A 22,088-nucleotide genomic window follows, 5' to 3' on the forward strand; every position below is an offset into this window, starting at 1 on the left:
GGTGTCTTCATGCCGAGTCAGGACGACGAGGAGGAGACATGACCGGCAACACCAGGGTTCCCCAGGCCGAGATCACCGGCATCTACGGCGCGATCGTGAAGATGGCCACCAAGAAGATGCTCGGCCGGGTGCCCGATGCCCTCGGGGTGCTGTGGCACAACCGGCCGGTGCTCAAGGCCGGCCTGGACGCCGGCCGGAAGGCCAAGAAGTGGAACAGGTGCGACGAGAACCTGAAGTCGTACGCCCACATGGCGGTGGCGTCGCTGATCGGCTGCTCGTTCTGCCTGGACCTGGGGTACTTCCAGGCGCACAACGACGGGCTCGACCTGGCCAAGGCCCGCGAGGTGCCCCGGTGGCGGGAGTCGGACGCCTTCACGCCGCTGGAACGCGACGTGCTGGAGTACGCCGAGGCGATGTCGCAGACGCCGCCGACGGTCACCGACGCGCTGTCCGCCCGGCTGCTGGATCAACTGGGGGCGCCGGCGCTGGTCGAGCTCACCGCGTGGGTCGGGCAGGCCAACCAGGCGGCGCGCGGGAACGTGGCGCTCGGCATCGAGGCCGCGGGGTTCTCGGCGTCGTGCGGCCTGGCGCCGCTGGCCCGGCCCGGCGACGTAGCGTCGCGGGCATGACCGACGACCCGTTCGTCGCCCACCGCGGCCTGCTGTTCACGGTCGCCTACGAGATGCTCGGCTCCGCCGCGGACGCCGAGGACGTCGTGCAGGAGACCTGGCTGCGGTGGGCGGACGCCCCGGGCAGGGAGCGGGTGCGCGATCCGAGGGCGTACCTGGTGCGGATCGTCACCCGGCAGTCGCTCAACCGGTTGCGCACGCTGGCCCGCCGGCGCGAGGAGTACGTCGGCGAGTGGCTGCCCGAGCCGCTGCTGACCGGCCCGGACGTGGCCGAGGACGTCGAGCTGGCGGAGAGCGTCTCGTTCGCCATGCTGACCGTGCTGGAGACCCTGGGGCCGACCGAGCGGGCGGTGTTCGTGCTGCGCGAGGTGTTCGAGACGCCGTACGACGAGATCGCACGGGCGATCGGCAAGACGCCCTCGGCGGTGCGCCAGCTCGCCCACCGCGCCAGGGAGCACGTGGCCGCGCGGCGGCCGCGAGCACGGGTGAGCAGGGCCGAGCAGGAGGCCGTGGTGGCGCGGTTCATGGCGGCGGTGCGCGGCGGTGACATGCGCGGGCTGTTGGACGTGCTCGCACCCGATGTGGTGCTGGTGGCCGACGGTGGCGGCGTGGTCGCGGCGGTGCGCCGTCCGGTCGAGGGCGCCGAGCGGGTGGCCCCGCTGCTGGGCGGCGTCGTCAAGCTGGGCGATCGGTTCGCGGCGATGCCGATGTGGCTCAACGGCGCGCCGGCGATGCGGTTCGAGCTGGACGGGGCGCTGGACACGGTGGTGAGCCTGGTCGTCGAGGACGGGCTGGTCACCCGGATCTACGCGGTGCGCAACCCGGCGAAGCTCGCGCGGCTGGGGGAGGAGGCGGCGCTGAGTCGCTAGCTCACGGTGGGGGCGCCAGCTCGGCGTCCAGGGCGTCGGTGACCTGGACCAGGCTGTCGATGTGGTGGGCCAGCCAGACCATGAACTGGGTGTCCGCCGAGCGGATGTCCATGCCCAGCGCGCGGGAGACCCGCTCCAGCTTGTACAGCGTGGTGTTGCGGTGCAGGCCGAGGCGGCGGGCGGCGGCGTTGAGGTTGGCCGACTCGCCGACGTAGGCCAGCGCCACGCTCTCCAGGCCTCGGCCGTGGCCGTCGGCCTTGCGCAGCGGGGTGAGGATCTCGCGGGCGAAGGCCCGGCCGTTCTCGCTGTCGGCCAGGTCGCGCAGCGCCACGAAGATACGCAGCTCGTCGTAGCCGGCCAGCGGCGGGACGTCCACCCTGCGGGCCAGGCCCAGCGCGGTGCGGGCCTCCCGGTAGCTGGTGGACACCCCGCTCGCGCCGGTGTGCACCCGCCCGAAGGTGACCCGCACGTCCGCGCGCAGCCGGTCGGCGACGAGCTGGCGGAGCGTGCCGGCGAACCGGCGCGCCAGCTCCTGCTCGCTGAGCGCGTCGGACCCATCGCGATCGATCTGGCGGACCACGACGAGGTGGCCGCCGATCTGGGTGGCCAGGGTGTGCCGGTCGGCCGCCGCGTCGATGTTCTCCGCCGCCCGCGCCACCGCGCCGAGCCGGCGCACCGCCGCCTGGTCGTCGCCGAGCGGCGGGTCGATCGCGGCCACGCACACCGTGTGCCGCCCGTCCGGGTTGAAGCCGTGGTGGCGCGCCCTGGCCAGCAACTGCTGCCCGTCCTGGAACCGCCCGTGCACCAGACCGACCACGAAGTCGCCCCGGATGCGCTCCTCGGCCTCGGTCATGGACCTGATCCGCAGCATCTCCGAGCCGATCAGCACGGCGCCCTCGGCCGCCACGATCCGGCGTTGCGCCCGGTCGTGCGCGTCGCCGCCGTCGGGTTCGAGCACGGCGGCCAGCCCGCTGGTCTCCCCGCCGTACATCACCGGGGCGACGATCGGGGTGTAGCTCGCACCGGCAGCGTCGGTGTCGGAGAACGGCTCCAGGATCGTCACCTCGGCGCGGGCGGGCGGGGCGGCGCAGAGCCGTTCCAGGTGGCGGGCCAGGGGTTCGGCGGCGGCGCCGGCGTCCGGCTTCGGGACCGAGGAGGTGGCCTCGTAGGCGAGCACGGCGCCGTCCAGGTCGAGCACCATGACCGGGGCGACGCTCATCCGGGCCATCCCGTAGGCCAGCGGCGAGATGCCCGCGCCCCTGGCCAGGATCTCGCCCAGCGAGCGGTGCACCCGGTCGCTGTACTGCAGCACGTGTGTGGCCTGGGCGAGCACCTTGGTGGCCACCAGCTGGCTGACCGCCCGGTAGCCCGCCGTGGGCGGCAGCAGCGCCAGCGGCAGCCCGGCACGGTCGGCCGCGCGCCTGGCCTCCGGGAACGCGAACGGCAGCTCGCCGGGGGTGGCCACGTCGGCGGGCTCGGTCTGGACGAGGACCGCCACCACGCCGCGCCCGGCCACCGCCGTGATCGTCTCCGCGCCGGCGGGGCCGCGCAGCCGGGCGGCGTGGGCGTGTACCACGACTCCCTGGTCCGGCGGCTCCTCGGCGTCCCGTTTCAGCTCGTCCAGCTCGGACAGGGGCAGGCACCACCGCACCGTCCGGTGCACCCCGGCGAGGCCGGCGACCAGCGTGTTGCGCAGCAACGGCTCGGCGAGCAGCGCGCCGACGTCGATCTCGTCCACTGTGGACTGCTGGTATGGGTGTGCCATGTGCCTATCAACTCGCTCGGTCGGCGGTGCACTTTGTCCAGTGCCAGACATGGTGACGCGGCACAACAATCGCCGGAAGAGGTAAAAGTCCACAATCAACCGGAGGTTCTTCGTGCACTCCGCAGTCACCGTCGACCCGGCGTCGCCGGGCACCGTGGTGCACGGCTACACCCCGGCCACCGAGGCCGACGCGCTGGCCGCCGTGTCCGCCGCCGCCTCGGCCGCCCCGGACTGGGCGGCCGCGCCACCCCGGCGCCGCGCCGAGGTGCTGACCCGGATCGCCGAGCTGATCGAGCGCCGGGCCGACGAGGTCGCCGCCCTGATCACCCGCGAGGAGGGCAAGCCGCTCGCGGCGGCCGGGGGAGAGGCCGGCAAGTCCGCCGAACAGTTCCGGCTGGCCGCGCAGCTGGCCTACCTGGTGGAGGGCGCCACCTACCCGGACGAGACCGGCGCCACCTTCGGCTACACGCTGCGCGGGCCGCTCGGGGTGATCGCCGCGATCACGCCGTGGAACTTCCCGCTGTCGCTGGCCGCGCGCAAGATCGCCCCGGCGCTGGCCGCCGGCAACGCGGTGGTGTTCAAGCCCTCGCCGGTCACCGCCGGCGTCGGCGCCTGGCTCGCGGACGCCGCCGCCGAGGCCGGGCTGCCGTCCGGGGTGATGCCGCTGGTGCAGGGACAGGACCCGGCCGCGATGACGGCGCTGGTCGCGGCCGGCGAGGTGGGCGGGGTGAGCTTCACCGGGTCGGACGCGGCCGGCGCGGCGATCCGGCGGGCGGCGCGCGGACGGCTGCAGCTGGAGCTGGGCGGGCGCAACGCGGCGGTGGTGTGCGCGGACGCCGACTTGGACGCGGCGGCCACCAGGGTCGCGGCGGGCGCGTTCGACCTCACCGGGCAGGCGTGTACGTCCACCGACCGGGTGCTGGTGGACCGTTCGGTGGCCGCGCCGTTCGTGGACCTGCTCGCGGAGCGGGTGCGGGCGCTGCGGGTCGGGCACGGTGACCGCGACGGCGTCACCACCGGCCCGGTGGCCACGTCCGCGCAGTTCGAGCGGTTGACGGCGCTGCGGGACTCGGCGGTCGCGGCCGGCGCCCGGGTCGTCGCCGAGGCGTCGTCGGACCCGGACCGGGACCCGTCCGGCCGATGGGTCACGCCGGCGTTGTTCGCGGACGTCCCGGCCGGGCATGAGCTGGTCGAGGGGGAGGTGTTCGGGCCGTACCTGTCGGTGCTGCCCGTCGACTCGACCGAGCGGGCGCTCGGGATCGTCAACTCCTCCAGCCACGGCCTGGTGACCGCCGTGCACACCCGCGACCTCGCCGCCGCGCACCGGTTCGCGCACCGCGCCCGGTGCGGCCTGGTCAAGATCAACGACAGGACCACGGGCAACGGCGTGGCCCCGCCGTTCGGCGGCTGGAAGGCGTCCAGCGGCGGCGCCTTCCCCGAGGGCGGCCGCCAGGCCCTGGACTTCGTCACCGACACCAAGACCGTCTACCTCAACTATGGAGCGTGAGCCGATGCGGACGATCTACCGCCTGACCCTGGAGGACGCCCTGGTGCTGCTGCGCGCCGCCGAGGAGGAGGCCACCCGGATCGGCGTGGCACAGACCATCTGCATCGCCGACGACGGCGCGCACCCCGTCGCGCTGCACCGGATGACCGGCGCCCGGCTGACCGGCGTGGACATCGCCATCGCCAAGGCCTTCACCGCCGCCGGCCACCAGCGCGCCACCCACCTGTTCAACGAACCGCCCAACGGCCCCGCCCTGCCCGGCAACGAGGCATTCGGCATCCAGCACATGCACACCGGGAAGTTCGCCCTGTTCGTCGGCGGCTTCCCGATCGTGTTCCGCGACCAGGTGATCGGCGCGGTCGGCGTGAGCGGCGGCAACGGCGAGCAGGACAAGGCCGTCGGCGCCGCCGCCCTGGCCGCCTTCGACCGCGAGATCGCCCCCACCACCCCAGCCTGACCGCCCCCGCCTGACCGCCCGCGCATGTGCGGCGTGTCGACATTGCACGGTGCACAATCCGGGGCCCTGTTGATGTGCAGGGTTGTCCTAGCTCCGGGCCACCCGTTCGGGGGACTGTGGCGGCCGACACATCGGACGCCGCCGTCTCGGCGGCTGGAAGGAGGCGGCGGTGGGACTGACTGCCGCGCACTGGGTCTACTTGGCCGGTGTCCTGCTCATGATCGGAGTCACGGTCGCCAGGAAGAACGTCGTGGTGCCGGCGTTGCTGGTCACGGCGATCACGGCGTGGGTGATGACCGGCAGCGCGGTCACCGGCATCCAGGCGATCTTCAACGCCAGCCTGACGGCGGCGGCGGAGCTGTTCAACATCTTCCTGATCATCGCGTTGGTCACCGCGCTGCTCGGCGCGCTGCGGGCGATGGGGGCCGACCAGCGGATGGTCACCCCGTTCCAGCGGGTCATGCGGGGTGGCTGGTCGGCGTACGCGGTGCTCGTGGCGGTGACGTACGGGGTCAGCCTGTTCTTCTGGCCGACCCCGGCGGTGCCGTTGATCGGCGCGATCCTGGTGCCGGCGGCGATCAGGGCCGGCCTGCCCGCGATGGGCGCGGCGATGGCCATCGCGATCGCCGGCCAGGGCATGGCGCTGTCCAGCGACTACGTGATGCAGGTCGCGCCGGGGTTGTCGGCCAAGGCGGCGGGGGTGTCGACCGCGGCGGTGGCGGACCGGACGCTTGTCCTGTCGTTGGTGACCGGCGTGGTGGCGGTGGCGGTCACCGCCGTGGTGTTGCGCCGCCAGATGCGGGCGGCCAGCGCGGCGAACCTGGAGGAGTGGGAGGCCGGCGTGGTGGCGGCCCCTCGGGCGGCGCGGCGCTCGTCACGGGCCGGCACGCTCGCGGCGAACCTGGCCTCGATACGGCTGTGGCTCCATCGTCACGGCGAGCGGGCGCCGTCGGTGGCGGCGGATCGGGTTCCGGTCGGTGCCTCGGTCGGCGGCGGGGTCGGCGGCGGGGTCGGCGGCGGGGTCGGCGGCGGGGTCGGCGGTGCGGTCGGCGGCGGGAGCGCGGGAGGTGACGCGGGCGGCGGTGAGCTGACCGGGCCGGAGCGAGGACCGGCCCGTCCAGCTCGGCCCGGCGGCCCGAGGGTTCCCTCGGAGGACGGCGGCCCGGAGCGTGCGGACGACGCCAGGACCGCGCGGCTGGCCAGGGTCTTCGCCGTCGGGGTGCCGCTGGCGTTCCTGCTCATGATCGGCTACATGGTGTTGGGCAAGGTCGGTTCGCTGGTCCCGCCGCTGGAGGGTGGCAGCGCGGCGGGGCTGGTCGGCGGGGTGGCCGCGCTGCTGGTCGTGGTGGCGGTGGTCGCCATGGACGGGCCGGCGAAGGCGCTGCAGACCACCGGCGAGCACCTGGTCGACGGGCTGGTGTTCGCGTTCCGGGCGATGGGCGTGGTGCTGCCGATCGCCGGCTTCTTCTTCCTGGGCAACGCGGAGTTCGCCGGCAAGATCCTCGGCTTCGAGGACGGCCGGCGGGTTCCGGGCCTGCTGGTGGAGCTGGTCGGCGCCGCGGGGCACCTCATCCCTGGCAATCCGGTGGTGATGTGCTTCGGCGTGCTGGTGGTGGGGATGGCCTCGGGGCTGGAGGGTTCGGGCTTCTCGGGGTTGCCGATGACCGGGTCGCTGGCCGGCGCGCTCGGGTCGGCCACCGGGGTCGACCCGGTGACGCTGGCGTCGGTGGGGCAGATGGGCTCGGTCTGGGCCGGCGGCGGGGTGCTGGTGGCCTGGTCGTCGCTGCTCGTGGTCGCGGGGGTGACCCGGGTTCCGGTCATCGACCTGGCGCGGAAGTCGTTCGTACCGGTTGTCGCCGGCCTCGCGGTGTCGACCCTGCTCGCCGCGCTGGTGCTCTAGCTCGTGATCGTGCGTGCCGTCTGGACCATCCGCCGCATACCCACCTGGGCCGCCGCACGCCCCGCACCATGTGCGGCACCCCAACAAGCTGCGCGGCGCCCCCATGTCGGCGTGTGCAGGGTGTCGCAACATTGCGCTCGTAAGTGGGCGGGATGGACGAAGTTGGGGACCGGGGTGGCGGCTTAGTTTCGAAGTGTTCGGCGGAGCACCAGACGGAGTGAGGAGAGGTTCGATGACCTTGACGGCCGACGCCCCGGCCAGCACCGCGCTGTTGTCCAGGGACGATTTTCGCAAGGCGCTCGAGGACGCGATCAAGGGTAGGGAGGCGAAGAATGCCTCGTTCAGTATGGCGTGGGCCGAGGGAAAGCTGACCCGGGAGCATTTTGCCCGGTGGGCCGAGAACCACTACCACTATGTGGGTCCGTTCGCTGATTACCTCGGCTACATCTACGGCAACACCCCGGATCGTTTTACCGGGGCCAAGGACTTCACGTTGCAGAACATGTACGAGGAGGAGCTGGCCGATATTCGGCACACGGACCTGCTGATCCGGTTCGGCGAGGCGTGCGGCACCACCCGTGAGCGCATCGAGGACCCGAACAACATGAACGCGGTGACCAGGGGGTTGCAGTCCTGGTGCTACGCGGTCGCCATGCGGGAGCACTTCGTGGTGGCCACCGCGGCGTTGGTGGTCGGGTTGGAGTCGCAGGTGCCGAGCATCTACAAGAAGCAGATCGTGCCGCTGCGCGAGGTGTACGGGTTCAGCGAGGACGAGATCGAGTTCTTCGACCTGCACATCACGTCCGACGAGGTGCACGGGGAGCGCGGGTACCAGATCGTGCTCGACCACGCCGACACCCCCGAGCTGCAGCAGCAGTGCCTGCGGCAGGTCCGGTGGGGCGCGGAGATGCGCTACTCGTACACCCGGGCGCTGTACGACAACTACGTCGCCGCCTGACGCGAGCGCCGGGCAACGGTGGGCGGGCCCTCGCGGTCCGCCCACCACGAGCCATCCCGAGTCGTCCCGAGCGAACCGTCCCGAGCGAAGGGCATGCCCATGACTCCCGAGGTCGACGCGCCCGGATGGGTCGCCGCCGTTCCCCTCGACCAGCTGCGGCGCCGAAAGCGCGCCAGGGTCGAGGTCGGCGGCAGGGCGCTCGCGCTGTTCCTGGTCGGCGAGCGGGTGTTCGCGCTGGACGACACCTGCGTGCACAAGGGCCGCTCGCTGGCGAAGGGCTCGCTGTGGCGGGGCAAGGTCGTCTGCCCCGGCCACCAGTGGATGTTCGATCCGGAGACCGGTCGCGCGGAGGGCCGCGACGACTGCCAGCCGGTGCACGAGGTGCGGGTGATCGACGGGGTGGTGCACGTCAACCCCGGCCCGCGCTCGTGACCGTCCCCGTCAACCCGTAAGGAGCCCACCGTGCCCCGTCCGGTCTTGCTCACAGTGGGCGCCGGCCAGGCCGCCGTCGCCGCCGTCCGCACGCTGCGCCGGCGCGGTTACGACGGGCGGGTGGTGATGCTCGCGGACGAGCCGCACCCGCCGTACCAGCGCCCGCCGCTGTCCAAGGAGTACCTGCGCGGCGACGCCGACCTCGACGACCTGAGCATCCTCGACCCGGGATGGTGCGCCGAGAACGACGTGGAGCTGCGCCTCGGCGACCGGGTGACGTCGATCGACACCCTGGGCCGGCGGGTCGAGCTGGCCGGCGGGGGCTGGTACGGCGCTGACCTGATGCTGCTCGCGACGGGCGCCCGGGCGCGGCGGCTGGCGGGGGTCGGAGGCGGTGGTGGCCGGGTCGTGCACCTGCGGAGCCTCGACGACGCCGACCGGCTGCGCGCGCTGCTACCCGGCGCCGGTCGGCTGGCCGTCATCGGCGCCGGGCTGATCGGGTCCGAGGTGGCGGCGTCCGCCCGCGAGCTCGGCGTCGAGGTGACCTGCCTGGAGGTGGCGGAGCTGCCGATGCTCGGTCAGCTCGGCGCGCGGATGGCCGAGGCGTACGCCGGGCTGCACCGGGAGAACGGCGTGGACCTGCGGTGCGGGCGGCGGGTCGGCGCGGTCACCGAGCACCCGGGCGGGGTCACGGTGAGCACCGACGCCGGCGAGGTGGAGGCCGACCTGCTGGTGGTCGCGGTGGGCGCCGAGCCCCGGGACGAGCTGGCCCGCGCCGCCGGGCTCGCGCTCGACCCGGTGCACGGCGGGGTGGCGGTGGACGCCGAGTGCCGCACCTCGGTGGAGGGCATCTTCGCCGCCGGCGACATCGCCAGCCGGCTGGACCCGCGCACCGGGCGCCGCCACCGGGGCGAGCACGTGGACAACGCCAACCGCCAGGGCGCCGCCGTGGCGCGCGCCGTGCTCGGCCAACCCGCCGCCGACCAGGACCCGCCGTGGTTCTGGTCCGACCAGTACGAGCTCGCGCTGCAGTTCGTCGGAAAGCCGCGGCCGGACGCCGAGGTGGTGGTCAGGGGCAGCGTGGCGGAGCGCGACTTCACCGCCTTCTACCTGGCCGACGGGCGGGTGCACGCCGCGTTCGCGGTGGACCGGGGCGGTGACGTGCCCGCCGCGCGCGAGCTGATCACCCGCGCGGTGCCCGTCTCCGAGGCCGCGCTCGCCGACGAGGACACCGACCTGTTCGACCTGCTCGAGACCGTAGATGCCTGAGCCGTGTGAGGAGAACACCGTGGAGTTCCACAACGTGGCCCGGTCCGGGCAGGTCCCGGAGGGCGTGGTGCGCCGGCTGTTCATCGGCGAGGTCGAGATCGCGGTGTCCCGGTCCGAGGGCGTCGTGTACGCCACCTCGAACTACTGCAGCCACCTGGACTGCCTGCTGTCCAGCGGAAAGGCGACGGAGGACGGCCTGCTCTGCTCGTGCCACGGCAGCGTGTTCGACTACCGGACGGGGGAGCCGCTGTGCCCGCCGGCCACCCGGCCGATCACCGTGTTCCCGGTGAAGGAGGAGGACGGGCGGGTCTGGGTCGGCATGGACGACGAGCTGGCCAAGGCGGCGATGCGCAGGCGGGCGGCCGGCTCGCGGCGGCTCTCGGCGCGCCGCCCTTCGGAAGTCGGCGGGGAAGTCGGCAGAGAAGTCGGCAGAGAAGTCGGCAGAGAAGTCGGCAGAGAAGTCGGCAGAGAAGTCGGCAGAGAAGTCGACGCGGAATAGCCCCAGGTCGGAGCCTGGCCCGCCGGGGCTGGCGCGGCTATTCTGCCCGTCGTGGCGCTGCGGGAGTACCTGGTCGGCGAGGTGGCGGAGGACTTCTCCGACGGACTGCTCACCAGGCGGGAGGCGCTGCGCCGGCTCGGCCTGCTCGGCCTGGGCGCCGGCGCGGCGAGCGCGCTGCTGGCCGCCTGCGCCCCCACGGCGCCGTCCCCGCCGGCCGCCCCGGCCGCGCCCGCCCCGCCCGAGCCGCCGTCGAGCGCTGCCCCGCCGGGCGTCGCCCCGGGGACCAGGCGCGGCGAGGAGGTCCGGTTCGCCGGCCCGGCCGGTGAGCTGATCGCGGCGTGGGCCGCTCCCACGAGCGGTGCGCCGAAGGCGGCGGTGTTGGTGCTGCACGAGAACCGGGGCCTCACCGACCACTTCTTCGACCTGGTCGGCCGGCTGGCGAACTCCGGCTACGGCGCGCTCTGCGTGGACCTGCTGTCCGCGAAGGGCGGCACCGCCGCGCTGACCGACCCCGCCCAGGCGCCCACGGCGCTGGCCGACGCCCCGGTGGACGCGCTGGTGGCAAACCTGCGCGCGGGCATCGACGAGCTCGGCCGGCGGGTGCCCGGCGGCAAGGTGGGCGCCGTCGGGTTCTGCTTCGGCGGCGGCCTGACCTGGCAGCTCCTGCAGGCCGGCGAGGCCAGGCTGGCCGCCGCCGTGCCGTTCTACGGACCCGCGCCGGAGCGGCCGGACTTCCACCGGGCCAAGGCCGCCGTGCTCGCCGTCTACGCCGGCCTCGACGCCAGGGTGAACGCCACCAGGGACCGGGCCGAGTCCGCGCTCAAAGCCGCCGGCCTGACCTACCGGGTCCGCACGTTCGACGGCGCCGACCACGCCTTCTTCAACGACACCGGCGCTCGCTACAACGCCGGCGCCGCCCAGCGCGCCTACGCCGAGCTGCTCGACTGGTACCGCCGCTACCTCGGCTAGTCGCCCCCGGCGGTGCCCAGCACCGCGTCGATGATCTGGTGGCAGACCAGGTCGAAGACCTCGTCGGCGGTGACGCTGCGGTGTGCCGAAGCCTTGGCCAGGAACGGCCGGTCGATGGGTACGACGCCCTCCCGGCTCTCGTGCAGCGCGCTGCCGATCGCGTACCTCTCCAGGGCCTCCAGCAGCGGCACGATGGCCCCTGCCGGGACGCCGTCGGCCTCCAGCCGCGCCGCCATCGCCTCCGCGCGCGCGACGCCCAGGTCCGCCGGCAGGTGCCGCAGCAGCACCGCCGCCAGGTCGGGGTGGTCGCGGTAGGCCCGGCGGTGCCGGCGCGCGTCGCGCACCAGCCAGGCACGCCACGGCTCGCCGTCGCGCTTCGGCTCGGGCGCGACCTCCAGCGCCAGCCGCGCCGCCCCGACGACGATGGCGTCCTTGTTCTCGAAGTGGTGGTAGAGCGAGGCCCCGGTCACCTTCAGCCGGTCGGCCAGGTTCCGGATGCTCAAGCCCTCGATGCCCTCGGCCTCGATGATCTCCAACGCCACCTCGAGCGCCCTGTGCTTGGAGATCAGCGGGACCCTCGGTCGCGCCACGGCCGGCGCCCCTCCCTCGCTCGGCGGTCCGGGCAGGATACCGAACAACGCTTGGCTCGGCTGCGTCCGTTCGTCGCACGTCCGTCGCGGGGATGTCACGGGTGAGGGCTGCCCTCTGGAATCCGCGCGGCGCGCACGGTTGGGTATGACCGTGGTCACCTCGATACGGAGCGCTACGACGTCACCCTCGGCGCGCAACCAGCGAGCCGCCAAGGCCGTTGTGGTGCGCGAGTGGGTGACGAGCGCGGGGGGTCGGTACGGCACGCCGACGCTGCTGCGCGCCCTGCAGGCGGTGCTGGCCGCGCTGCTCGTGCTGCTCGGGGTGGCAGGCGTGCTGGCCGCCCAGGACCGGGTCGGCGCGACCGACGAGATCGCCACCCGGCTGCAGCCGCTGAGCATGGACGCGACGGCGGTGTACCGCTCGCTCGCCTCCGCCGACGCCACGGTGACCAGCGGGTTCCTTGCCGGCGGCGTCGAACCGGCCGCGGTGCAGGCGCGCTACGCCTCGGACGTGTCGGCGGCCGCCGACGGGATCGCGCACGCCGCGACCCAGTCCACCGACGCCGCCACCGCCGACCGGATCGCCGCCCTCGGCGAGCAGTTGCCGACGTACACCGGTCTGGTCGAGCAGGCCAGGGCGAACAACCGGCGCGGGCTGCCGGTCGGCGCCGCCTACCTGCGCCGCGCGTCGGACCTGATGCAGACCTCGATGCTGCCCGCCGCCGAGTCGGTGCGGGCGCGCCAGGCCCAGCTGCTCGACGACGCACACCGGCGGGCGGCGTCGTTCCCGGTCGGGGCGCTGCTGGCGGCGCTGCTGGCCCTGGCCGGGCTGGGGCTGGGACAGGTGTGGCTGGCGCGGCGGTTCCACCGGGTGCTCAACAGGGGCCTGGTGGTGGCCACCGCCTCGGTGCTGGTCGGGCTGCTCTGGTGGGTGGCGGCCGGCATCGGCGCGGGCGCGAGCCTGCGGCTGGCCCACGCGCACGGCGAAGCCCTCAACGACGGGCTGGGGCCGGCGCAGGTCGCCGCGCTGCAGGCCAGGGCCTCGGAGAACCTGGCACTGGTGCAGCGCGACGGGGGCCGCACCGAGCAGGACTTCGTGGACCGGATGCAGCGGCTGTCCCGCGACGACGGGGCAGGTGGTGCACTGGGTGCCGCCGCCGCGCTGGTGCCCGACCGGGGCGGCAGGGACGCGGTGCTGGCGGCGGTGCGGGGCGCGCACGACTACCTGGCCGCGCACGACCGGGTGCACGCGGCGGCGGTGGCCGGTCGGTACGGGGACGCGGTGCGGCTGGCCGAGTCCGCGCAACCGGACGGCTCGGCCGCCGCGTTCGACCGGCTGACCGCCGCGCTGGACGCGTCCGAGCACGAGCAGCGCGCGGCGTTCACCGAGGCCATCACCGCCGCGAAGGCGTGGCGCACCGGGCTGGTGGCCGGCACCGGGGCGCTCGCGCTGCTGGCCGTCGTCGGTGCCGTGCTCGGCATCGGGACACGAGGGGAGGAGTACCGATGAACCGCCGCCGCCCGTGCACGTCCGCGTCCGTGGCCGTCTGGTTGGTCACGGCGGTGCTGGCCGTGCTCCCGGCCCCGAGCACGGCGGCCCCCACGGCGGCCACCACTGCGGCCACCACGGCGGACATCGCCCCGGTGGCTCACCAGGCGCGGATGGCCGTGCCGATGGCGGCGCCGGCGTGCGACCCGAGGGCCAGCCTGCGCCCGGCCGGCCTGCCGCCGCCAGGCCAGATGCCGGCGGGTTCGAGCATGGAGGCGATCGCGCGGCGCGGGTTCCTGATCGCCGGCGCGGACCAGAACACCTTCCTGTTCGGCTACCAGGATCCTCGCACGCGGCGGGTGGAGGGGTTCGAGGCCGACCTCGCCCGCGCCGTCGCCAAGGCGATCTTCGGCGACCCGGAGCGCGTCGAGTTCCGGCCGGTCAACGTGGCGGACCGGATCCGGATGGTGGAGTCCGGCGCGGTCGACCTGGTGGTGAACACGCTGACCATCACCTGCGACCGCAAGGCCCAGGTGGAGTTCAGCGCCGTCTACTACGAGACCGGCCAGCGGATCCTGGTGAACCAGGGCAGCCCGGTCGCCACCCTGGCCGACCTGCGCGGCAAGCGGGTGTGCGCCGCGCGCGGGTCCACCTCGCTGCAGCGGGTGCTCGCCTCGCCGGAGCGGCCCGTCCCGGTCGGGGTGCCGAACGCGGTGGACTGCCTGGTCGCGCTGCAGCGCGGCGAGGTGGACGCGGTGTCCACCGACGACACGCTGCTCGCCGGGATGGCGGCGCAGGACCCCCGGGCCCAGATCGTCGGCCCCCGGTTCACCGACGAGCCGTACGGGATCGCCGTCAGCAAGGCCAACCAGGACCTGGTGCGGTTCGTCAACGGGGTGCTGGCGCGCTGGATCGCGGACGGCTCCTGGACGGCCAGCTACAACCGCTGGCTGGCGGTGCTCGGGCCGCCGCCGGCGCCGCCGACCCCGAGCTACCGGGACTGATCGCCATGTCGCTGCACGACGAGGTGGCCGCCGACGCCGCCATCGACCGGCTGGCCGCCGAGCACCAGGCGATGTTCGAGCGGCTGATGCGGCTGCACGACCACACCGGGCGCAAGCTGCTCGACGCCGGCGTGCTGCATGGCCAGACCGAGCGGCGCTGGGCGGTGGCCAGGGAGGACCTGGCCCGGATGTGGGCGTTTCACCGGGCGCACGGCGAGGTGGTGGCCACCGCGCGGCACACCAGGGGCCGGCGGGCCCGTCCGTCCGGGCGTGACCTGGCGGCGCTGGAGCGGCTGCTCACCGAGTCCACGGCGGTGCGGCTGCCGGACAGCGAGCGGTCGGTGAGCGTGCCGGACCTGGTCGCGGAGTTCCGGGTGCTGGAGCGGGACGTGCGCGCGGTGCTGGACGCGGCGGACCAGGTGTGGGCGGTGTTCGGGCCGTGCATCGACCAGTGCGAGGAGCTGCTGACCAGCGCCGCTGCCACCGCCGCCGAGGTGGGCCTCGCCGACTCCGACGACGTCGCCGGCACCTCGCTGGTCGCGCTGGGTGCCCGGCTGGACGAGCTGCGCGCGATCGGGCTGTCCGATCCGCTGTCCCGGTGGACGCCGGCCCGCCCGGACCCTCGGGGGGCCTCCCCGGCCGGGGCGGTGGACCGCGCCGGCGTGGACGAGCTGGTCGCGGACTGCCGGCGGGCGCAGGCCGCGCTGGCCGAGCTGGACGAGCTGCGCCGGGCCAGCACCGACCGGCTGGACCGGGTGGAGGCGGCGCTGTCCGAGCTGGAGGAGCTGGAGCGCCAGGCGGTCATCTGCCGTGCCGAGGTGGCGCTCAAGATCGCCGGACCGCCGCCGCCGGAGCCGGACCCGAGCCTGGCCGCCGCGCTGCGCGCCGGGATCGCCGAGGCCAGGCAGCTGCGCGCGGTCGGGCGCTGGCGCGAGCTGTCCGAGACGCTGGCCGGCCTGCACGAGCGGGCCGAGCGGGCGCCCGCGCTCGCCTCCGCCGCGCTGGACACCCTGCGCGAGCCGCTGCGTATCCGGCGCGAGCTGCGCGCCCGGCTGGAGCTGTACCGGGTGAAGGCGGACACCGACGGGCGCACCGAGGACCTGCCCCTGGAGCGCGCCTACCGCGCCGCGTACGACCTGCTCTGGACCGCGCCGTGCGACCTGGCCGTCGCGGCCCGCCACGTCGACGAGTACCTGCACCTGGTCAACCGCACCGGACCCGCCCAACCGCACGGGGGTGACCGGGCGTGACCACCTGCGCCGAACCTGGGCCGGGCGGCCAGCCGTGCGGCGGCCCGATCGACGCCGCCGGGTACTGCGAACGCTGCGGCATGAGCTACGCCGCACCCACACCCCCGCCCGCACCGGACTCCACCCGCCCGGCCCCCGCATCCAGCGGATCCGTGCCGTCGGGATCCTCCGGCGGCCGGTCCTCGGCCGGCTCGGGCCGTCGCGGCTCGTCGCCCGGCTCCGGCCGGCGCAGCTCGTCCATCGGCCGGGGCAAGCGGGCCCGCACCCTGCCCGACCCCGGCCGCACCGACCCGCGCGCGGCGCTGTTGTCCGACGCGGCCCTGCCGGAGCGCAAGCGGTTCTGCCGCAACCCGCGATGCCGCCGTCCGGTCGGCCGGGCGTCGGGGGAGCGCCCCGGCCGGGTGGAGGGCTTCTGCCGGGACTGCGGCTGGCGGTTCTCGTTCCGCCCACCGCTGGAGCCGAACACCGAGGTCGCCGACCGCTACGTGGTGGAGGGGCCGATCGGGCGCGGCGGCCTGGGCTGGGTCTACCTGGCCACCGACCGCAAGGTCGGCCGGTACGTGGTGCTCAAGGGCCTGGTCAACCCGGACGACGCGGCGCACAGCCAGGTCCCGCTGGACGAGCTGCGCGCGCTCGGCCAGGCCCAGCACCCGAACATCGTCGCGGTCCACGACGCCGTGATGCACCCGTACCAACTGCCCGGCCCCGGCAACGAGACGGTGCCCATCGACTACATCGTGATGGACTACATCGGCGGGCGCTCACTGCTGCAACTGCACCGCGAGCGCCGCGACCGGGGCGGCTACCTGCCGATCACCGAGATCTGCGAGTACACCCTGCAGGCGTTGGACGCGCTGGACCACCTCCACACCCGCGGCCTGCTCTACAACGACTTCTCCCCGGACAACCTGATGCGCTCCGACGACGGCCGGGTCTGGCTGATCGACCTCGGCGGCGTCTCGGTGGCCGACGACCCGTCCGGCGGCGCGTGGGGAAAGGACGGCTACCGCGACCCGTTCGGCAGCCCGCCCTCGGCGCAGACCGACCTGTACGCGGTGGGCAGGACGATGGCCGCGCTGAGCTTCCGGCTGCCGCACTTCGCGGACGCCAAGAAGGGCCTGCCGAGCCCGGACGAGGAGCCGCTGCTGGCCCGCCACGAGTCGTACCACCTGTTCCTGCTGCGGGCCACCCACCCCGACCCGGAGCGCCGGTTCTACTCCGCCGCCGACATGGCCGACCAGCTGGAGGCCGTGCTGCGCGAGGTGCGGGCCGTGGAGCTGGGCGAGCCGCAGCCGGGGCTGTCCGACGTGTTCGGCCCCGAGCTGCGGGTGGTCGGCGCCGACCCCGAGCACGTCACCCGCCGCCCCGACCCGGTGGCCGCCGCGCTGGCGCTGCCCGACCCGCAGATCGACCCCGCCGACCCGCAGGCGCGCCGGCTGGCCGCGATCACCGGCACCGGCAGCCCGAGGGAGGTGCTGCAGGCCCTGGACGGCCTGCCGGCGCACACCCTGGAGACCCGGCTGCGGGCGGTGCGGGCCCGGGTGGAGCTGGTCGCGGGCGGCGAGCGGGCCGAGCACGACACGCTGCGCGCCGAGCTGGACACGCTGGCCGACGAGGAGCCGGACGAGGTGCGGGTGCGCTGGTTCGCCGGGCTGGCCGCGCTGGTCGCCGGCGAGACCGAGCGGGCGGCCTCGGAGTTCGACGAGGTGCTGCGCGCGGTGCCGGGGGAGGCGGCGCCCAAGCTCGCGCTCGGGCTGTGCGCCGAGCTGCTGGACCGCCCGGAGCGGGCGGCGCGGCGCTACCAGACGGTCTGGGGCACCGACCGGTCCTACGTGAGCGCCGCGTTCGGGCTGGCCCGCTGCCGGATCGCGCTCGGCGAGCGGGACGCGGCGGTCGCGGCGCTGGCCCAGGTGCCCAACGCCTCGCGCTACGCCGCCGCCGCGCTGCTCTGCTCGGTCGCGCAGGCCCACCCCGGCGACGACCCGGGCGGTGCGCTGGCCCCCGCCTTCTTCGCCTGCGCCGAGCGGCTGCGCGACCAGGACGGCGACCTCGACCTGGACGAGTCGCGCCGCTACCGCGGCTACGCGACCGCGCTGGGCGCCGCGCTGGACTGGCTGGCGGCCGGGCGCCCGTGGCCGGCCGCCGCCGGCACGGTGCCCTCGCGGCTGCTCGGCTTCGGGCTCGACGAGCGCGGCCTGCGCGACGGCCTGGAGTGGAGCTACCGCCAGCTCGCCTCGGTCGCACCCGAGCAGCGGGTGCGCTGGGTGGACCGAGCCAACGCCGAACGGAACTGGAGCCTGTGGTGACGCCACGCCGCGCGTTCGCGCTTCTCCTCGCGCTGCTGATGCTGGCCGGGTGCGCCGGGGGCGCGCGCGCCGATCGGCCCGCCGAGCTGGTCTGGGCGGTCGGGAAGGTGACCGCCGAGGGCCCGGCCACTGTCGTGCGCGACGCCTGGAACCGGGCGCACCCCGAGGGGCCGAAGGTGCGGATCCTGGCGCTGCCGCAGGACGCGGACAACCAGCGGTCACTGCTCGCGCTGGAGCTCAACGCCGGGATCGGTGACCTCGACGTGTTCGAGCTGGACGTGCCGTGGACCGCGGAGTTCGCCGAGAAGGGCTGGCTGGTCGGCCTGGACGGCATGCGCCCCGACCTCGAACGGCTGTCGTTACCGGGACCGCTGGCCACCGGGGAGTGGGACGGCACGCTCTGGGCGGCGCCGTTCACCACCGACGCCGGCCTGCTCTACTACCGCACCGACCTGGTCGCCGGGCCGCCCCGGAGCTGGCCCGAGCTGGTCGAGGTGGGCAACAGGGTGGCCGCCGAGCGCGGCATCGCCCCGTTCGTCTCCGACGGCGCGCCCGGCGAGGGCCTGGTGGTGCAGTACCTGGAGTACCTCTGGGCGGCCGGCGGCGAGCTGGCGGTGGACGGCTCCGACATCCGCTTCGACCAGGGGCCGGCGGTCAAGGCCCTCACCTTCATGCGGGACGGCTACCGCACCGGCTTCTACGCGCCCGGCTTCGACTCCACCAAGCTGGAGGACGCCAGGCAGACCTTCCAGTCCGGCCAGGCGGTGTTCATGCGGTCCTGGCCGTACGCCTACCGCCCGATGAACAACGACCCGACCAGCCAGGTCGCCGGCAAGGTGGGCATCGCCCCGCTCCCGACCTTCGACGGCACCGGCTCGGTGGCCGGGCTGGGCGGGCACAACCTGGCGATCAACAGGTACTCCGCGCACGCCGACGCCGCCCGCGAGTTCGTCCGCTTCGCCACCATGGACCGGGACGTGCAGCGCGGCCTGGCCGGGCGCTACTCGCTGGTGCCGGCGCTGCGGGCCGCGCACGACGACCTGGCCTCGGACCCGCTGATGTCCCTGCTCGCCACCCGGCTGCTGCCGATCGGACGGCCCCGCCCCGCGACCCCGGACTGGGCGACGATCAGCGAGGAGCTCAAGCAGCAGGTGTTCGCCGGCTACACCGGCAAGATCCCGCCGGAGACCGCGGTGGCCACCATGCGCCGGTTCCTGGAAGCGACGGCGCGCCGATGAGCCGCGCCGCGGCGGCCTGTGAGTGCTGTGGCGAGCAGCTCGCGCCGGCCGACAGGTTCTGCGAGGCCTGCGGCTCGCGGCGCCCCGACGTGAGGGACCACCTGGAGCTGGCCCTGCCCGGGGCGGCCGCCGCCGTGAGCAACCGGGGCCTGCGCCACCAGCACAACGAGGACGCCTTCGAGCTGGCCCGGCTCACCGCGGCGCGGGACGGCGTGGACGCGGTGCTCGCCGTGGTCTGCGACGGCGTGTCCAGCGGCCCGCGTCCCGACCTTGCCTCCGCCGAGGCGGCGCGGGCCGGCATGACCGCGCTCTCGGCGGCCCTGCGCCGCCGCTCGACCCCTTCGGCGGCGACCAGGGAGGCGGTCGCGGCGGCCGGCGCGGCGGTGGCCGAGCTCGCCGCCCGCCCCGGCATGCCCGGCGCGCCGGCCTGCACCTTCGTCTCCGCCGTGCACACCCCCGGGGAGGTGACCGTCGGCTGGATCGGCGACAGCAGGGCGTACTGGCTGCCGATCATCTCCGGGCGGCCGGGCGCGCGGCTCACCGAGGACGACTCGTGGCTGGCGGTCACGCTCGCCCACGGCAGCATGAGCCCGGACGCCGCCGCCGCCGACCGCAGGGCGCACGCCCTGACCGCCTGGCTGGGCGCCGACGCCCCGGGCACACCCCGCCTCACCGCCATCCGCCCCAACGGCCCGGGCCTGGTCCTCGTCTGCACCGACGGCCTCTGGAACTACCTGCCCGACCCCGAGCGACTGGCCGCCGCCCTCGCCCCGTCCGCCCAGACCGACCCCCTGGCCGCCGCCCGCACCCTGGTGCGGGCCGCCCTCATCGCCGGCGGCCGCGACAACGTGACCGCCGTACTCCTACCCGTGAGTGGCTAGGGGTGCTATGGCGCCCATTGCCACTCACGACCCACCACGAGGAGGTACCCGATGACCGACGGCCCGGAGATTCGCGGCGTGGTGCACCAGAACCTGTACCTGGCCGGTGGCGAGCGCGAGGTGCAGGCGCTGATCACCGTGGACGCGGCCGGCGAGGCGGCCGCCGCGCTGCCCGCCGACGCCGCCGAAGTGATCATGATCGACAGGTCCGGCTCCATGCGGCACCCCGCCGAGAAGGCGATCAAGGCGACGGAGGCGGCCGGGGTGGCGATCGACGAGCTGCGCGACGGGGTCTGGTTCGCGGTGGTCGCCGGCTCGGAGGAGGCCCGGATGCTGTGGCCGGACGAGCCGGTGCTGGCCCGGGCCGACCCGGACACCCGTTCCGAGGCCAAGCGGGCGCTGCGTGCGATGACCGTCGGCGGCGGCACCCGGATCGGGCAGTGGCTGCGCCTGGCCAACCGGCTGCTCGGCCAGCGCCCGAGCGCGATCCGGCACGCGATCCTGCTCACCGACGGCCACAACGAGCACGAGACCGCCGAGCTGCTCGACGAGGCGATCGCGGCCTGCGAGAACGGTTTCACCTGCGACTGCCGTGGCGTCGGCGCGGACTGGTCGGCGGTCGAGCTGCGCCGGATCGCCAAGGCGCTGCTCGGCTCGGTCGACGTGGTGGCCAGCCCCGACGGCTTGGCCGACGACTTCCGGGCGATGATGTCCGCGTCGATGGACAAGCGCGTCGCCGAGGTCGCACTGCGCCTGTGGACCCCGACCGGAGCGCGGGTCCGCCTGGTCAAACAGACCGCCCCCAACCCCGTCGACCTGACCGAACGCCGCGCCGAGGTCACCGACCAGGTGGGCCACTACCCAACCGGCTCCTGGGGCACCGAGCAGCGCGACTTCCACATCAGCATCGAGGTCCCACCCGGCGAACTGGGCCAGGAACGCCTGGCCGGCCGCCTCAGCTTCGTGGCCCTACCGCCCGACGGCGACCCCCGACCACTACCGCAGCAGTTCCTGCGCACCCGCCCCGACGGCTCCCGCCAGACCCACCCCGAGGCCATGGTCAGCGCGATCTGGACCGACGACATCGCCAAGAGCACCCTGCTCAACCCCCAGGTGGCCCATGCCACCGGCCGAGGCGCCGTCGAAGGAGCCGTCCGCAAGGCCATGGAGGCCTACCGCGAAGGCGACAGCGACCAGGCCTCACACTTCCTCGCCGACGCCCGCCGCTGGGCCGCCGAGGTCGGCGACGCCACCATGGCCGAGCACATCGACGAGCTCCTCGACCCCGAGACCGGCACCTTCCGCCTGGACCGCATGACCCCCGAACGCGAGCTCGAGATCGAGATGGAGACCGACCGCCAGCTCCCGCAACACCGCGCCGACGACTGGCCCGACGACGGCCCCGACACCGTGCGCGGCCAACCGGACAGCGAGCGGAGCCTGCCGTGACCGAGTGCGCCCTCCCGCACGATGTCGACCAACCCGGCTACTGCGCCGGCTGCGGCCTCGCCATCGGCCCCGCCCCGCCCGATCCCCAGGATCCGCCCGATCCGCCCGGCGAATGCGGCCGATGCGGCGAACCGTCCCAAGGCGGCCGGTTCTGCGAGGCCTGCGGCTACCCGTACGAACCCGCAGCCGCCCCGCCGCCCGCCGCCACCGCCCCGCCCCAGCCCTCGACCTGGCTGGCCGTGATCACCACCGACCGCGAGTTCTTCGAGTCCACCCGGGGCGCGGAGCGAGGCTTCGAGCTGCCCGTCACCGCCGAGCGCCGCATCGAGCTCACAGGCGAGGTGATCAGGATCGGCCGCCGCAGCCGCCGCCACCGCACCGACCCGGACATCGACCTGTCCGCCCCGCCCGCCGACCCCGGCGTCTCCCGCGAGCACGCCCGGCTGCTCGGCCAACCCGACGGCTCGTGGGTACTCGTCGACTCCGGCTCGGCGAACGGCACATACCTCAACGACGACCCGGAACGGATACCCCGCAACCAGCTGATCCCGCTCGCCCCCGGCGACCGAATCCGCCTCGGCGTCTGGACGGTGATCACCCTGCGTCCCGCGCCCTGGTCGAGCTAGA

The 22,088-nt window shown here is 74.7% G+C and carries 20 protein-coding genes; 18 read left to right on the forward strand and 2 right to left on the reverse strand.

Annotated elements, in window-relative coordinates; all coding sequences use genetic code 11:
- Positions 1–38: 38 nt before the first annotated feature.
- Positions 39–629, forward strand: a complete 591-nt coding sequence (locus N912_RS0100100; protein WP_028920813.1) for a carboxymuconolactone decarboxylase family protein — start codon at positions 39–41, stop codon at positions 627–629.
- A complete protein-coding gene (locus N912_RS0100105) occupies positions 626–1,498 on the forward strand; it encodes an RNA polymerase sigma-70 factor (RefSeq protein WP_028920814.1) in 873 nt (290 codons plus the stop codon). The genes N912_RS0100100 and N912_RS0100105 overlap by 4 nt, the downstream gene beginning before the upstream one ends.
- 1 nt (position 1,499) lies before the next feature.
- On the opposite strand, the gene N912_RS0100110 is transcribed toward N912_RS0100105, so the two are convergent.
- Positions 1,500–3,236, reverse strand: coding sequence for a helix-turn-helix domain-containing protein (locus tag N912_RS0100110; RefSeq protein ID WP_028920815.1), 1,737 nt, complete (start codon positions 3,234–3,236; stop codon positions 1,500–1,502).
- A gap of 139 nt (positions 3,237–3,375) precedes the next feature.
- Here N912_RS0100110 and N912_RS0100115 point away from each other — a divergent pair, with 139 nt between their 5' ends.
- The 8 genes from N912_RS0100115 to N912_RS0100150 all read left to right on the forward strand — a co-directional run bounded on the left by N912_RS0100115 (position 3,376) and on the right by N912_RS0100150 (position 11,254).
- Positions 3,376–4,770 carry an aldehyde dehydrogenase family protein gene (locus tag N912_RS0100115; protein WP_028920816.1) on the forward strand — a complete coding sequence of 465 codons (1,395 nt, stop codon included), beginning with the start codon at positions 3,376–3,378 and terminating at the stop codon, positions 4,768–4,770.
- Between the two features lie 4 nt (positions 4,771–4,774).
- Entirely contained in the window at positions 4,775–5,227 is a 453-nt protein-coding gene (locus N912_RS0100120) for a GlcG/HbpS family heme-binding protein (RefSeq protein WP_028920817.1), read from the forward strand.
- A 169-nt stretch (positions 5,228–5,396) separates the two neighbouring features.
- On the forward strand, positions 5,397–7,127 hold the full coding sequence (locus tag N912_RS0100125) for a hypothetical protein (protein WP_028920818.1): 1,731 nt from the start codon (positions 5,397–5,399) through the stop codon (positions 7,125–7,127).
- A gap of 232 nt (positions 7,128–7,359) precedes the next feature.
- Positions 7,360–8,085 carry an iron-containing redox enzyme family protein gene (locus N912_RS0100130; RefSeq protein ID WP_028920819.1) on the forward strand — a complete coding sequence of 242 codons (726 nt, stop codon included), beginning with the start codon at positions 7,360–7,362 and terminating at the stop codon, positions 8,083–8,085.
- A 99-nt stretch (positions 8,086–8,184) separates the two neighbouring features.
- Positions 8,185–8,517, forward strand: a complete 333-nt coding sequence (locus N912_RS0100135) for a Rieske (2Fe-2S) protein (RefSeq protein WP_028920820.1) — start codon at positions 8,185–8,187, stop codon at positions 8,515–8,517.
- A gap of 30 nt (positions 8,518–8,547) precedes the next feature.
- On the forward strand, positions 8,548–9,786 hold the full coding sequence (locus tag N912_RS0100140) for an NAD(P)/FAD-dependent oxidoreductase (RefSeq protein WP_037062550.1): 1,239 nt from the start codon (positions 8,548–8,550) through the stop codon (positions 9,784–9,786).
- A complete protein-coding gene (locus N912_RS48510; RefSeq protein WP_245645138.1) occupies positions 9,779–10,285 on the forward strand; it encodes a Rieske (2Fe-2S) protein in 507 nt (168 codons plus the stop codon). Before N912_RS0100140 ends, N912_RS48510 begins: the two co-directional genes overlap by 8 nt.
- A 51-nt stretch (positions 10,286–10,336) precedes the next feature.
- Positions 10,337–11,254, forward strand: a complete 918-nt coding sequence (locus tag N912_RS0100150; protein ID WP_037062551.1) for a dienelactone hydrolase family protein — start codon at positions 10,337–10,339, stop codon at positions 11,252–11,254.
- On the opposite strand, the gene N912_RS48515 is transcribed toward N912_RS0100150, so the two are convergent.
- Complete coding sequence (locus N912_RS48515) at positions 11,251–11,844, reverse strand: TetR family transcriptional regulator (protein WP_051579400.1); 594 nt, start codon at positions 11,842–11,844, stop codon at positions 11,251–11,253. The two genes, N912_RS0100150 and N912_RS48515, sit on opposite strands and share 4 nt — an antisense overlap.
- A gap of 235 nt (positions 11,845–12,079) precedes the next feature.
- Here N912_RS48515 and N912_RS0100160 point away from each other — a divergent pair, with 235 nt between their 5' ends.
- Genes N912_RS0100160 through N912_RS0100190 form a run of 8 tightly spaced genes read left to right on the forward strand, consistent with a single transcriptional unit; the run spans position 12,080 to position 22,087 of the window.
- Positions 12,080–13,354: a hypothetical protein gene (locus N912_RS0100160; RefSeq protein WP_064745183.1), complete on the forward strand. Its 1,275-nt coding sequence runs from the start codon at positions 12,080–12,082 to the stop codon at positions 13,352–13,354.
- Entirely contained in the window at positions 13,351–14,337 is a 987-nt protein-coding gene (locus N912_RS0100165; protein WP_037062553.1) for a glutamate ABC transporter substrate-binding protein, read from the forward strand. The genes N912_RS0100160 and N912_RS0100165 overlap by 4 nt, the downstream gene beginning before the upstream one ends.
- Positions 14,338–14,342: 5 nt before the next feature.
- Complete coding sequence (locus tag N912_RS0100170) at positions 14,343–15,587, forward strand: hypothetical protein (protein ID WP_028920825.1); 1,245 nt, start codon at positions 14,343–14,345, stop codon at positions 15,585–15,587.
- Complete coding sequence (locus N912_RS48520; RefSeq protein WP_051579402.1) at positions 15,584–17,893, forward strand: serine/threonine-protein kinase; 2,310 nt, start codon at positions 15,584–15,586, stop codon at positions 17,891–17,893. Before N912_RS0100170 ends, N912_RS48520 begins: the two co-directional genes overlap by 4 nt.
- Entirely contained in the window at positions 17,890–19,131 is a 1,242-nt protein-coding gene (locus tag N912_RS48525; protein ID WP_156993073.1) for an ABC transporter substrate-binding protein, read from the forward strand. The genes N912_RS48520 and N912_RS48525 overlap by 4 nt, the downstream gene beginning before the upstream one ends.
- The gene (locus N912_RS48530) at positions 19,128–20,012 is read left to right on the forward strand and encodes a PP2C family protein-serine/threonine phosphatase (protein WP_051579404.1); all 885 of its coding nucleotides are present in this window, start codon (positions 19,128–19,130) and stop codon (positions 20,010–20,012) included. Before N912_RS48525 ends, N912_RS48530 begins: the two co-directional genes overlap by 4 nt.
- Before the next feature lie 51 nt (positions 20,013–20,063).
- The gene (locus N912_RS48535) at positions 20,064–21,461 is read left to right on the forward strand and encodes a vWA domain-containing protein (RefSeq protein ID WP_051579405.1); all 1,398 of its coding nucleotides are present in this window, start codon (positions 20,064–20,066) and stop codon (positions 21,459–21,461) included.
- On the forward strand, positions 21,458–22,087 hold the full coding sequence (locus N912_RS0100190; protein WP_028920826.1) for an FHA domain-containing protein: 630 nt from the start codon (positions 21,458–21,460) through the stop codon (positions 22,085–22,087). The genes N912_RS48535 and N912_RS0100190 overlap by 4 nt, the downstream gene beginning before the upstream one ends.
- Position 22,088: the final 1 nt, after the last annotated feature.

The organism is Actinospineispora acaciae DSM 45401 (assembly GCF_000620785.1).
Taxonomy (GTDB): Bacteria; Actinomycetota; Actinomycetes; order Mycobacteriales; family Pseudonocardiaceae; genus Pseudonocardia; species Pseudonocardia acaciae.